Below are 13,279 nucleotides of genomic sequence, written 5' to 3' on the forward strand. Positions count from 1 at the left end.
CTTGATAGCGTCGTCAGAGATCATAGCGTCGATGATCACCATCGTTTCGTATTGTCTCATAATGAGTCCCTTTGGTCTATCGCCCGGATACCGACATTGGTTCCGGGAGGGTTCCGATTAAAATCGGTGCGCCTAATATAGAAAAAAGCTTTTTCGATGTCAAACCCCGGGCGGAGGTCGGGAGGGCCTACGTTTTAAATGCCGAACTGGAGGCCGAGGAATCCCGCGACAGCCCATTCCTTTACATCGCGATTGAAGTAACGCTGGAAGACCATTTCAAAGGAAATCCACGTGGAACGGAGATTCTTTCGTGCCCAAGGCCATACTTCGCGTAAATTGAAAGCAAAGCCAGAACTAAACGTCACCTGCTGCGCCCATGAAAAGTTGAATTCATAACTGGCACTGCCAACAAGACCAATATACCGGCCCAAAGCGGCACCCATGCCCACTTCAACGCCAAGCGTAAACCCATCAAGCGAAAACATCTTTTCGCAATTGTTTTCTTCATCCAGAAATTCTTGATTTTCCACATCAACAGAGTCTTCGCTTGCAGAAGAACCTTTTACAACCTCGTTCGAATCCGAATCGCTGTTGTTACGCTTTTTAAGGACACCATCTTCCAACTCCTTGCGGAATTCAGAAAGGTCCGTTGTTTCTAGCCCCAACAAAACCGAAGCATAAAAGTCTATCCAGGAAAACGCCTTGTGAAGACGCGCGTTAAAGCGATAACGCTGGTACATAAGCATGACATCGCTGTCAAGAGTGCCGCCAAAGAAGCGAACGTCGATACCACCGGTTATAAATTTTTTATAGTGATACTCGACCTGCCCCTCCCAAACGCCAAGACAGTCACAGTCATCGGACGCCTTGAAAAGCCCTGCACCAATACCAACAGAAAGTCCTTTGCCAAGATACGCCGTCTGGTGCGGCAATGGGATACTACGTTCCTCCGGCTGCTTTTTTTTCTTTTTAATCGATTCCGGCATGATCACATAAACCGTATCGACAACCGTATCCTGAGGAGCTTCTCCAGAAACAAGCGAATCAGTCCCGTTATCCGCCCGAAGCAGAACGGTTGAATCCGAAGCCGCAGGAACAAAAGCCATACCGAACCCCGCTGTTTTTGATGAGTCCACATCGGAAGCGGCAGAGTCATTAACAACAACAGAAGATTTCGACTTTTTATCCTTACGCGAAACGGCACCGGAGTCTTTGGCTTCGGCATAGACATTCAAAATCAACAAGAGGACTAAAAAAAGGATTCGCACGACTGTAATTTAATAAAAATCATTCGTTTGCGCTATCACTCTTATTTTCCTGCTGTTGTATCAGCGCTTTTTCTATTTCTGCGCATTTTTTTGAAATCTCTACATAGGAAAGCGTGGTAAAAGTTTCGCGAGGAGGCATAAGGTCAAGCATCATTTTTTCAATAGCCATAGCGCCCTGCATTCCAAGTATGGAAGCATTGCTCAAATCCAATCGGCGACTGGTTTTGCGTTTATAGTCCTTCAGCAAGACATTCAAAGAATAGCCATCCCAAACAAGATCTGAGTGGTATTCCTGTTCGTATTTTTCTATAGAATTTTTCAGCGATTTCGCAATTAAAGATTTTTCGGAATTCAGCAACACCCACTGGCTAGAATCAATATTTGGCTTTACCCGGTGTTTATAGCCTTCATCATCAATATTTTCAGCACTACACATGCGATAGGCGGCACGATAAAAAACAGAGTCATTCCGTTCCCTGATGGCAATGATGCGAGAATCATTCCACCAAGCGTCTTCCTGAATCATTTCTATTTCGTAATCAGCGTTCTGTACCAAATCCAATTCAACATCCTGCAATGGTTCATCGACAATTTCTGCAAATGGTTGCATTCCTGAATCATGATAAACTATCCATTTTAAAGCAAAAAATAGAAGCAGCACAATGACGGAAACGGCTATGACATACAAAACTTTCTTTGTCTTAAAGAAATTCCCGATAAGAGCACCCGAGACATACAACGCGAGAAAGAACAAGCCCTCAAGCGCCATTTCCAAATCATTTTTGTCAACAAGCCATTGAATACTCCGAAACACGATAAATGCCGGAAGAAGCAAGCCAAGAACTAGCCAAAACTTTTTCCACGACGTCTTTTTGCGGAGCGCAAAGAAAATAATTCCCGGAAGAAATACAGGAAGAATCTCCGTTGCAAAAGTCATTAAGTATTTGAGAATTTCATTCATTTTTCCTCCGAATTATTTAATTCAAGGGAATCTTTTTGATTTGGAGTTTTAACTTGTTCGTAAGACGTATTATTTTGTTGATTATAAACGACGCTATTGACAAAAACGTTACGAGGTTCATTGCACTTTTCTGCGACTTCCCTGTAAGAAAGCGTAGTATAAGTTTCTCGCGGGGGCATAAATCTTTCGAACGTCTTTTCAATCGCCACTGCATCGTACACACGAGAACGTTTTGCATTCGGGAAATACAGCCAACGACGAGTTTTGCGTTTGTAGTCTTTTAGCACAATCATGGAAGCATAGCCCTCTATTCCCCACGCTGGCGAAAGTTCCTGGCTGTAATTTTCAACAGATCTTTTCAGATTTCGAACTAACGCAGATTTTTCAGGATCCAGCAAAACCCACTTGCCATCCAAAGCATATCCGCGCTGACTTTTTAATTTTCGTTCACCATAATCATAGTGGGTATAGGCGCACATATCATAGGTAAACTTGAAAAACACGGAATCGTTTCTTTCGCGAAAAGCAACCGTTCGTGCATCGTCATCCCAACGAATCCACCTAGATTCAGACATCCACTTAAATTCGGACATAAACATTTCGTAATCATCGTGGAAAGCGGCCAAATCGTTTTGTTCCAAAGGTTCATCGGAAATTTCGGCGTAAGGATGAACCATGAGGCTCCAAGCGAAGAACAAGAAAATAAAGAGCGGAGCAATTACGACAAAGGGAACGCACAATCGATGCCAAATTTTTTTCGTATCGAACGCCCGACCAAAAAATCCACAAGCCATAAAAGAAAAAAGATAAAGCAACATCACCACAAAGGGCAATGCTGGCGAGAATACACCATTGAACGCACCGCCATCGTTGATATATAGAAGGAAAACATAGCCGCTGACGAGAGCGCAAAAGACGGCAATCCAAAGGCCGAGCCAAAGCTTTTTAAAGCTGAAATTCTTATAAAAAAAGGCAAGCAAAAAGCTTAGCAAATGCGGCAAAACGATCAAGAACATCACAAACAAGATTTTCGAAAATTCGGGATCATCAAAAATATCCGACATTTGCCAAAAGAAATTTATCATAAGGTTCAATATACACAAAAGCCCTCGGCAGAAAAGCCGAGAGCCTTGTAAAATGTTTTAAAAGGGAGATGTCCGGTCGGGGCCGAGCGGTCTTTTCCAACAGCATCAGCATTTGGAAAAGGAGGGTCTTAGGGAGGGCGGAGCCTTCCCTAGTCGTAAGGAACTTACGTTTAGTAAGTTCCCAACAGATGACGGACGCGGTCCATCATAACCTTGGCCTTGGCGCGGGCGCGTTCCTTACCGTAAGCGAGAATCTTTTCGATTTCATCGGTATGGTCGAGCAAGTAGAAGTACTTTTCGCGAGCGGCACCGAGATGTTCTTCGAGGACATTCTGGAGTTCCTGCTTGGCGTGGCCCCAGCCCATGCCGCCTGCACGGTAGCGTGCTGCAAGAGCTTCGGTCTGTTCCGGCGTTGCAAAGAGTTTGTACAACTTAAACACATTGCAAGTATCCGGATCCTTCGGTTCTTCGATGCCCTGGGAGTTCGTCACAATCTTGCCGAGACGCTTCTTGAGAGCCTTCGGTTCAAGGAAGATGTCGATGTAGTTGTCGTAGGACTTGCTCATCTTGCGACCGTCGAGACCCGGGATAACACCCGTGGATTCCTGGAAAACCGGTTCCGGAACGGTGAACACGTCTTCGCCAAAGTGCTTGTTGAACTTGATGGCGATATCGCGAGCAAATTCGACGTGCTGTTTCTGGTCCTTGCCCACCGGCACGATGTCAGCGCTGAACATGAGGATGTCGGCATCCATGAGGCACGGGTAGCAGTAAAGGCCCATGTTCACGTTGGAGTCCACATCAACGCCAGCGGCGGTGTTTGCTTCGACCTTTGCCTTGTAGGCGTGGGCGCGGTTCATAAAGCCCTTCGGCGTAAAGCAGCTGAGAGCCCAGCTAAGTTCAAAGATTTCAGGAATATCGCTCTGCTTGTAGAACAGGGATTCTTCCGGGTTAAGGCCGAGAGCGAGCCAGGTTGCTGCGACCTTGTAGATGTTCGCACGCATTTCGGCGCCGTTCTGCACAGTCGTCAAAGCATGATAGTCCGCGATGAAATAGACCGTGTCATAAGTCTTCGTAAGTTCAAGAGCCGGGCGGATTGCGCCCACATAGTTGCCGAGATGGGGTGTGCCCGTCGGCTTGATACCGGTAAGTGAAATCTTTTTCATGGGGTGCAATTTAGGAAAATTTAAAGCCCAGCGAGCACCTTAAGCACGATAAAACAGCCCCCAAAAAGCAGATTTTGAAAAAACGCCCAATTTTACGTCAAAAAAATCCAAAAGTTCAAGATTTTACGTAAAAATTTTAGTTTATTAGCAATAAAATTCTATTTTTCACTAAAAAATTCGTTTTTTGAGCCTCATAAATAGATTTCGAAGCTAAAAACAGCCAAATTTAGTGTTTCAAAAGCACATAGACTTCCATTTTCAGCACCGAAATGGTTAATTTGTATCAAATTTTACGTCAAAATCGTTGCACGCAGCTTTTTTTGACGTAAAAAAAACGCCCAAAAACGAGAATCAACACCGCTGCGCAACAAATTAGTTTATTCAAATCAAATATTTTTTGACTAAATCTCGCACAATTTTCGAATTCAAAGGTTTCTCGTGAGTTTCCATAGTAAATATGAGATTGTCACCAAGAAAATACCCGTTATTCTGATACATTTCTATTTTAGCAACTGCATTACGGGCATATTCAGCATCATCCATCAATCCAAAATGCTCCCACACAAACTCCTTGCGGGTGTGAATATTCAAACAAGTAAAATCAGAATAGACATCAATGCAGCGAGACAAATCACCGTTTTTCATTTTATGCGGGAACTCATAGCGATAAGGAATACACAAACTCGCCAAGACATCGGCAATTATGATTTCTGATTTAGAGCGAACGCACTCCCCTTTTGAAGTCAAAAAACCCGTATTTTCAATAGTTTTTCCTTTATAGCGCAAGCTCTGCCATAAATCAGCATATTCCGAATCAGGGATATTCAGTGGCACAATTTGCTTTCGCCACCTTTCACTCATGGACATATACGTTTTTTCACCATTTTGCGGAACATAGCTATTTATCAATTTATCCAAGGCTTTCCTTTGACGTTTAAAATCTTCGAGAAGCAAAGCATTGTACTTTTTTTGCGCAAGCGCTTTAATCAATTTCGAATTTCCGCTAGACAAATAAAAACGTTTTGTACCTACAATACGTTGCCATTGCAACTGCGAATGACTACTTGTACCATTTAGGGAGCCTTCCGGGGCTTTTTCCAATTGTTTTTGCAAAAACTCAATAACTAGCTGAAGTTCATCAATACGTTTTTGAGCCTGAGACAAGATGCAATCAACAGAGACATCTATTTTAAAATTGTTCATTAAATATCCTCGCCATCCTAATTGGCTATATGAACATTCATAAAAGGAACGATATAAAAAGGATATAAGAAAAGATATAAGAACCCGTTTAATATACAAATTAAACAATTAACAAAAAGCAGATTTTGAAAAAACGCCCATTTTTACGTCAAAAAATTCCAAAAGTTCAAAATTTAACGTAAAAATTTTAGTTTGTCAGCAACAAAATTCTATTTTTCACTAAAAAATTCGTTTTTTGAGCCTCATAAATAGATTTTGAAGCAAAAAACAGCCAAATTTAGTGTTTCAAAAGCACATAGACTTCCATTTTCACCGCCAAAATGGTTAATTTGTATCAAATTTTACGCCAAAATCGTTTCGTTCCGCTTTATTTTGACGTAAAAAACGCACTTTTCAAGAAATTTCATCATTAAAAGGACATTTTTTGTGCGCAAACGCACACTTGCGCGGGGAAAGTGCTGTGTTGGGGTAAATTCGGAGGAAAAATAGCGCACTATCAATTTCTTTTATTACATTTCCTTGTCAAATGATTAAAGACGAGAAATACATATTGGTAGATAGTGAAGAATCGCTCGCAAACTTGCTTGCAGATTTGGAGCTTTACGACATGGCCGCAGTCGACACCGAGGCGGATTCCATGTACCATTACACGGCTCGTCTCTGTCTTATCCAGATTACCATTGGCGAACACCATTATATTGTGGACCCGCTTTGTGGACTGGACCTTGCACCGCTGTTCAAGGCACGTGCAATGCAGACGCTGATTTTCCACGGTGCAGATTACGACCTCAGACTTTTGTGGCAGACTTACGGCTTTTCGCCGAAGAGCATTTTCGATACGATGCTTGCAGCAAAGATCCTGGGCGAACAGCACCTCGGGCTTGCCGATCTGGTCAAGGAATATTTTGGCGACGAACTAAAGAAAGAAAATCAGAGAGCCGACTGGACGATTCGACCGCTTTCGCTGGACATGTGCGAATACGCCATCCACGATACGTTCTACCTTCACGAACTTTGTGCTATTTTAGCAGAAAAGCTGCAACAGGCCGGGCGCATGAGCTGGCTTACGGAGCAGTGCAACACGCTTATCGAACACGCAAGAACCCCGAACGCCCCGAAAAAAGACCCGTGGCGCATTACGGGTTCAAGTATTTACGGGCCATGCGCATTGAACATTCTCAAGCACTTGTGGGAATGGCGCGAAAAGCAGGCCGAAGAACTCGACCGTCCGCCTTATAAGGTGATGCAGTCCGAGCTGATGCTTGCGATTGTGAACGCCCAGAATTCGCATTTCCCGGAAGTCGATGAAACGTACCTTCCAAAGCTCCCCCGCAATTTCAAGGGCGAACGCCTGGAATCGTTTCTGAACATGCTCCGTACGGCTGTAGCCGTCCCGGAATGCGATTGGCCGATGCGCCTCCCGAAGGCTCCACCACCGCCAGTCATCCCGCATTCAGACTTGCTCAACGCGCTCAAGACGTGGCGTGACGAAAAGGCCGAAGAGCTGAAAATCGACGCCGCACTCCTTGCGAACAAGTCTCAGCTGATCTGGCTTGCAGCCCCGGGAAACATCCCGTGGGAAAAGCGCTACGAAGAAGCGCATTTGATGCATTGGCAACAAAATATCTGGAACGAAATTTTACGTGACAAGTTGCCGACCGCAAAGCGCATTGGCGACGAAGAGTAGAGCCTCAAAATAAAGGTTTTCAAATGGCCGCGTCCATCGTAATTGTAATCTTAGTGCTGCTGATTTTCGGCAGCAGCCCCATCGTCGAGATGATCCTGAAGATGCGTCGCATGAAAAAAGGCGATGACATCATCAAGGAACCGTGGCAGGAAATCCATGACATTCCGGGCTACCACGATGCAAGAAACATCGCGGCATTTTACCCACTCAAGGGAGAACCAAACATCATGCCGATTCTCGAGGAACTTGCCACCGAAGGCCGCCTTTTGCTCCCCAAGTGCGAAGGAGACGGCATCATGCACTTTTACAAGATTGCAAACCTCAAGAAGGACTTGGTCAAGGGGCACTATGGAATCATGGAACCCCGCGAAGGCATCGAGAAGTTTGAAGGCGACATTCCTGTGTTCCTGGTCCCAGGCGTAAAATTCAACTGGGACGGGAGCAGACAAGGTCACGGCAAGGGATACTACGACAGGTTCCTCGCCAAATACCCAAACGCATTTAAGGCAGGGATCATGACTCCAGCGCAACTTTCCAAGGAACCGCTAGAGCAGAAAGAGACCGATGTGAAGATGCACACGGTCATCGCCTGCCGAGAAAAATACTAGTGTGGAATTCTAAATTTTTTAACGGAGAAGTTCGCTCATTGCGGGCATGACAGAAAGTCAGCATTGGCGATCCCGGAATAAATCCGGGATGACAGTGCAAAAGAAAAATCTTTAACAATTCACGGAGATTCAGAAAATGAGTTTCAATAATGACGACAGCCGTCGCGGTTTTGGTAACGATCGCAAGCGCCACTTTGGGCGCACAGCACGCCCCACGTTCGATGAGGCGAAGTTCAACCGCGAACATCCGGACGAACCCGAACGCGCTCCAGAACGCCGCGAATTTTCACAGGAACGCCGTGGTGGCATCGGCAGCCAGGCGCACCTCCGTCGCGACCGCGACGATTTTGCAAACCGTCCAAGCCGATTCAACAGCGACCGCCCGAGCTTCGGTGATCGCCCCAACCGCTTTGATGGCGAACGCCATTTTGGTGACCGCCGCGACTTTGACAAAAGCCGCGCCAACCAGGAAAACTTTGTACCGGCCGTCGGTGACGCCGATGCAGCCCCGCAGGTTGCTGTCGGTGGTATCAAGGAAGTCGAAGAGCTTTTGAACAAAAGCCCGCTCCAGGTACACCGAGTACTCTTTATGCACAAGTCCGGCAACCCGAAGCTCTATGAACTCCAGAAGCTCGCCAAGCGCGCCCATGTACACGTGCAGCAGGTCGATTCCAAGATTCTCGACAGCTACGCCCGCCCGAACCACGGCGTTGTCGCCCTCATGAACGAGAAGGAACTCCTCAACTGGATGGACATCCGCGAAGAATTCTTCAACGCTCGTGATACGGGCGAAAAGAAGCTCATCGCCGTGGCCACGAACATCGAAGACCCGCGTAACCTCGGTGCCTGCATCCGTAGTTCGCTTGCCTTGGGCGTAGACATTCTGCTCCTCCCCGCGAAGGGCATGTGCGGCATTACCCCGAGCGTCGCCCGCACCTCGGCAGGCGCCCTCGAAAAGCTCCGCATCTGCCGCCCGGACAACCTTGAAGGCGCTATTGGCGAACTCAAGATGGCCGGCTACCAGATTCTCGGACTCGACGCCGACACCGAAACGAACCTCGCCGGCTTTGAATTTGCAGACCACGTAGTTCTCGCCGTCGGCGGTGAAGACGTGGGCCTTCCCCCGTTCATCAAGAAGCAGTGCGACGCCATACTCCGCATCCCGATGAAGCCCGAAGCCCATTCCTATAACGCTTCTGTTGCCCTCTCGCTCGGCCTGTACGAATATGCACGCCTGCGCATAAAGGCTTAAAAGCCCCAAATTGCGCCAAATAAGCCGTTGTTAAGTTGTAAACGCAAACAACGTGTAAACAGAAATAAACGCACCCTTTTGCCAAGGGTGCATTTATTTTATAGAGGTGATGGAAAAGGAGTGTGGATTCACTATGATAAAAAAAGTCTTTTTATCGTGTTGCTTTGCGGCTGGAGTATCACTAGCCCAAACGTACGACTTACCTATTATTTTCGTTGACACAAAGGGCCAGTGCCTCAATAACAAAGTCACCGAAAAAATCCCTGCCACAATGAAAGTGCTTGACGGAAAGACAAATTCCGTTGCCGACAGCGCCAAAGGCACTCCCTATGATATTGGCATCAAGGTAAGAGGACAATCCTCCGCCATGTTCCCGAAGCCCGGCTACAGCATCGAAATTCGCGATGAAAAAGGCGAAGGCAAAGATGTGAGTCTTTTCGGGCTTCCTCCTTTTGACGACTGGGTTTTGCACGGTCCATACGTGGACAAGAGCATGCTCCGAAACGCTCTCGCCTACTGGCTTTTCAGACAGGCAGGCCGTTATGCTCCGCGAACCAAGCATTTTGACCTCTACATCAACGGCGTCTACCGTGGCGTGTACGTGCTTGTCGAAAAAATCAAGCGCGGCAAGTATCGCGTGAACATCAGCAAGCTCAAAGAAACCGATATTGCCGGCGATAGCCTCACCGGTGGCTACCTCTGGGCATTCGACAAGACGGGTACCAATACAGGTGGTGGCGGTAACGGCAGCATCAAAGACGAAGGCTTCAACACCTCCGACGGTTTGAACGTCATCTTGCACTACCCCAAAAAGCAGAACATCCAAAGAGAACAGGAAGAATACCTGAAAAAGTATCTGAACGATCTTGAAGCCTTGTTCAAGAACGGTGGCAGCGGCAAGGGTTACGACAAATACGTCGATGTCGGTTCCGCAGTAGACTACGTCTTGCATCAAGAAATCACGAACAACGCAGACTCCTACTGGTGCAGTTTCTTCTTGTTCAAGCCAAAGGACAAAGGCGGCAAGGATGGCAAGGAACTCAAGGAAGGCAAGGTAACTCTTGGTCCGCCATGGGACTTCAACCTCGCTATGAGCAACGGATCTAGCCCTGAAAACGGCGGCGGCCAGCAAGGCGGCGGCGGCCAGCAAGGCGGTGGTGGCCAATGGGGCGGCGGCTGGGGCGGTGGCTTCGGTGGCGGTTTTGGCGGCGGCTTCGGAAGTTCTGGTGTTACCGGCTGGCAAATTGAAAACAGCAGCAAGGCCGGCGGCGGCATGATGGGCGGATCAGCCTTGAAAGCTCCGAACTGGCTCCTCAAAATGTGGAAGGACAACGATTACCAGAAGGAACTGAAGGAACGTTGGGCAGAACTCCGCAGTGGCGTTTGGCACACCAAGACCATGGATCTTTACCTGGACTCCATGAAGACGTACCTCAAGAACGCAGCCGACAGAAACTTCAAGCGTTGGCCGAATCTTGGAAAATCTAGCGGTCAGGGCGATACCGATCCGCAGCCGATGAAATTCTGCAATGGCAACGGCAGCAGCGGCGGCATGAACTTCCCCATGGGTGGCTACAATGCGACAACCTGGGATGGCGAAGTAGAACACCTCCGCAAGAAGATGAAAGAAAGAATGGCCTGGATGGACCAACAGCTCGGATTCTCTGAACCTGCAAGTCCTGTTGTGATGGCACCAGTCGATCCTTCAATCCATGAACCGGATTGGCAAAAGGACAATGATTCCATTCCTGGTACTGTAAAAATCCATCCGGATAATTTCAGCAGGCTCTCCCCGACAAACTACTTTGTCGTGAACGGCAACAACATTGAAATTCAAACGGATTTAGGCGGAACATTTGCCATTGTTGACTTGAACGGTGCTGTTCTGTACAAGAAACGGATCAAGACGGGAACCACGATGTTGGAAGTTCCTGCAAAGGCAAGAGACAAGCACTGGATAGCAACGCTTAACGGCAAAATGCTTTCTAAATAGCTTCTAAATGAATTCCTCACTTAATAGAAATGCCGGCTCCTCGAGAGTCGGCATTTTCCATTTTTCATAACATCGTCATGTTGAGTAGCAAAGCTACGAAACATCCAGTAAAGTCGAGATATAACTGGATGGGGCTAAAGCCCCAACTCTTTGGCTCAGTTATGTCCATGCAAGCATGGCCGCAACATTCGCCTTCTGAGTTGTCTTCGCTACGCTCAGGATGACGAGTGTGTATGGCGACCCCGGCACGATGGCCGGGGTGACATTGCGTCCGTGATAATTATTACGTGTTCCAGAGCCAGGTGCTGAGGTAACGTTCACCGGTATCCGGGAGCACTGCGACAATGCGCTTGCCCTTGAATTCCGGGCGCTTGGCAACAGTGAGTGCGCATTCCAAAGCAGCACCCGACGAAATTCCGACAAAAATTCCTTCTTCGGCAGCAGCTGCGCGAGCGGCATTTCCCGCCTTTTCGGTGCTCGTGAGGTAGACTTCGTCAATCACCTTCGGGTCATAATTCTTCGGAACAAAGTTTGCACCGATGCCCTGAATCTTGTGCGGGCCAGCAACGCCCTTGGAAATCATCGGAGAATCGTCCGGTTCAATCGCAATCACGTAGACGTTCGGATTCTTTTCTTTGAGGAACTTTGCAGTGCCAGAAACGGTTCCGCCCGTGCCTGCGGTTGCAATGAACACATCCACCTTGCCATCCGTATCGCGCCAGATTTCAGGACCCGTCGAGAGGTAATGCGCTTCGGGATTTGCAGGATTGTCAAACTGCTGCGGAATGAAGCTTCCTGGATTGGCAGCAGCGATTTCGTTCGCCTTCGCGATACAACCCGCCATGCCCTTAGCACCTTCGGTCAACACGACCTCGGCACCGAGCGATTTGAGGAGCATACGGCGTTCCATGCTCATGGAATCCGGCATCGTGAGCACCACCTTGTAGCCCTTGACAGCGCCTACATAAGCAAGGCCAACCCCCGTGTTGCCGCTCGTCGGTTCGATGATGAGCGCACCCGGCTTGAGCTTGCCTTCCTGTTCGGCACGATTAATCATGTTCAGCGCCACGCGGTCCTTTGCACTACCGAGCGGGTTAAACATTTCAAGCTTCACATAGACTTCGGCATCGCCCTTGTTGAGCTTGTTGATGCGGACGAGCGGCGTATTGCCAATCGTTTCGAGAATGTTGTTGTAAATAGCCATAAAAAATTTCTCCGTACTGTACGGAGAACAATCTAGAATTATTTCAACCTTTTTGTTAAAAGGAACAACTGAAGATCCAGTCAGCAAACTTGATCGTTGTTTTCCAATTACTCCAATTTATTATAAAAATATGTCACAAAAGTTTCCTCACAGGCGCAAAATGAGGTATATTAAAATAAACCTATCAACGAGGGAGTTATTATGGCAAATAAATACGCAGGTACCCAGACCGAGAAGAATTTGGAAGCCGCTTTCGCAGGCGAATCCCAAGCCCGCAACAAGTATACTTACTTTGCAAGCCGTGCCAAAAAGGACGGCTTTGAACAGATCGCCGCATTGTTCCAGAAAACCGCTGACAACGAAAAGGAACACGCCAAGCTTTGGTTCAAGGAACTCGAAGGCATCGGCGACACCGCCCAGAACCTGAAGGCTGCCGCCGAAGGCGAAAACTACGAATGGACGGACATGTACGAAGGCTTCGCGAAGACCGCCGAAGAAGAAGGCTTCACCGCTCTCGCCAAGAAGTTCCGCATGGTCGCCGCCATCGAAAAGATGCACGAAGAACGCTACCGCGCCCTCCTCAAGAACGTGGAAACGGCCAAGGTCTTCGAAAAGAGCGAAGTCAAGGTCTGGGAATGCCGCAACTGCGGACACATCATTGTCGGCACAAAGGCTCCTGACGTCTGCCCCGTCTGCGCTCACCCGCAAGCCTACTTCGAAGTTCACGAAGAAAACTACTAAAAGTCGAGAGTCGCGACAAGAAGCGCGGGATGTTACAACAAGACACCGCGCCGCTCGTCTAGACTAAAATTCATTGAACAGGCACCGGAGAAATCCGGTGTTTTTTTACAA

The 13,279-nt window shown here is 47.6% G+C and carries 11 protein-coding genes; 5 read left to right on the plus strand and 6 right to left on the minus strand.

Annotated features, from left to right (window positions below; translation table 11 throughout):
- Window positions 1–194 precede the first annotated feature (194 nt).
- The 5 genes from ACJMM9_RS17540 to ACJMM9_RS17560 form a co-directional block, all read right to left on the minus strand.
- Window positions 195–1,244, minus strand: coding sequence for a hypothetical protein (locus ACJMM9_RS17540; protein WP_405329930.1), 1,050 nt, complete (start codon window positions 1,242–1,244; stop codon window positions 195–197).
- Window positions 1,245–1,287: 43 nt separating this feature from the next.
- Entirely contained in the window at window positions 1,288–2,229 is a 942-nt protein-coding gene (locus ACJMM9_RS17545) for a tryptophan-rich sensory protein (RefSeq protein ID WP_405329933.1), read from the minus strand.
- A complete protein-coding gene (locus ACJMM9_RS17550) occupies window positions 2,226–3,239 on the minus strand; it encodes a hypothetical protein (protein ID WP_405329936.1) in 1,014 nt (337 codons plus the stop codon). The genes ACJMM9_RS17545 and ACJMM9_RS17550 overlap by 4 nt, the downstream gene beginning before the upstream one ends.
- 245 nt (window positions 3,240–3,484) lie before the next feature.
- A complete protein-coding gene (locus ACJMM9_RS17555; protein WP_290922948.1) occupies window positions 3,485–4,480 on the minus strand; it encodes a tryptophan--tRNA ligase in 996 nt (331 codons plus the stop codon).
- 381 nt (window positions 4,481–4,861) lie between these two features.
- Entirely contained in the window at window positions 4,862–5,683 is an 822-nt protein-coding gene (locus tag ACJMM9_RS17560; protein WP_405329939.1) for a hypothetical protein, read from the minus strand.
- 550 nt (window positions 5,684–6,233) lie between these two features.
- On the opposite strand from ACJMM9_RS17560, the gene ACJMM9_RS17565 reads away from it, so the two are divergent.
- The 4 genes from ACJMM9_RS17565 to ACJMM9_RS17580 all read left to right on the plus strand — a co-directional run bounded on the left by ACJMM9_RS17565 (window position 6,234) and on the right by ACJMM9_RS17580 (window position 11,223).
- Window positions 6,234–7,370, plus strand: coding sequence for a ribonuclease D (locus ACJMM9_RS17565; RefSeq protein ID WP_405329941.1), 1,137 nt, complete (start codon window positions 6,234–6,236; stop codon window positions 7,368–7,370).
- A 23-nt stretch (window positions 7,371–7,393) separates the two neighbouring features.
- Window positions 7,394–7,978 (plus strand): 5-formyltetrahydrofolate cyclo-ligase, encoded by a 585-nt coding sequence (locus tag ACJMM9_RS17570; RefSeq protein WP_405329944.1) that lies wholly within the window; start codon window positions 7,394–7,396, stop codon window positions 7,976–7,978.
- 136 nt (window positions 7,979–8,114) lie between these two features.
- A complete protein-coding gene (locus ACJMM9_RS17575) occupies window positions 8,115–9,230 on the plus strand; it encodes a TrmH family RNA methyltransferase (protein WP_405329946.1) in 1,116 nt (371 codons plus the stop codon).
- A 133-nt stretch (window positions 9,231–9,363) separates the two neighbouring features.
- Window positions 9,364–11,223, plus strand: a complete 1,860-nt coding sequence (locus tag ACJMM9_RS17580) for a CotH kinase family protein (RefSeq protein WP_405329949.1) — start codon at window positions 9,364–9,366, stop codon at window positions 11,221–11,223.
- A 283-nt stretch (window positions 11,224–11,506) separates the two neighbouring features.
- Here the strand turns inward: ACJMM9_RS17580 and cysK are convergent, their stop codons facing one another.
- On the minus strand, window positions 11,507–12,427 hold the full coding sequence (gene cysK / locus ACJMM9_RS17585; protein WP_405329952.1) for a cysteine synthase A: 921 nt from the start codon (window positions 12,425–12,427) through the stop codon (window positions 11,507–11,509).
- Window positions 12,428–12,628: 201 nt separating this feature from the next.
- On the opposite strand from cysK, the gene rbr reads away from it, so the two are divergent.
- Window positions 12,629–13,168: a rubrerythrin gene (gene rbr / locus ACJMM9_RS17590; protein ID WP_405329955.1), complete on the plus strand. Its 540-nt coding sequence runs from the start codon at window positions 12,629–12,631 to the stop codon at window positions 13,166–13,168.
- Window positions 13,169–13,279: the final 111 nt, after the last annotated feature.

Origin of the sequence: Fibrobacter sp., assembly GCF_045112255.1 — a bacterium.
Taxonomy (GTDB): domain Bacteria; phylum Fibrobacterota; class Fibrobacteria; order Fibrobacterales; family Fibrobacteraceae; genus Fibrobacter.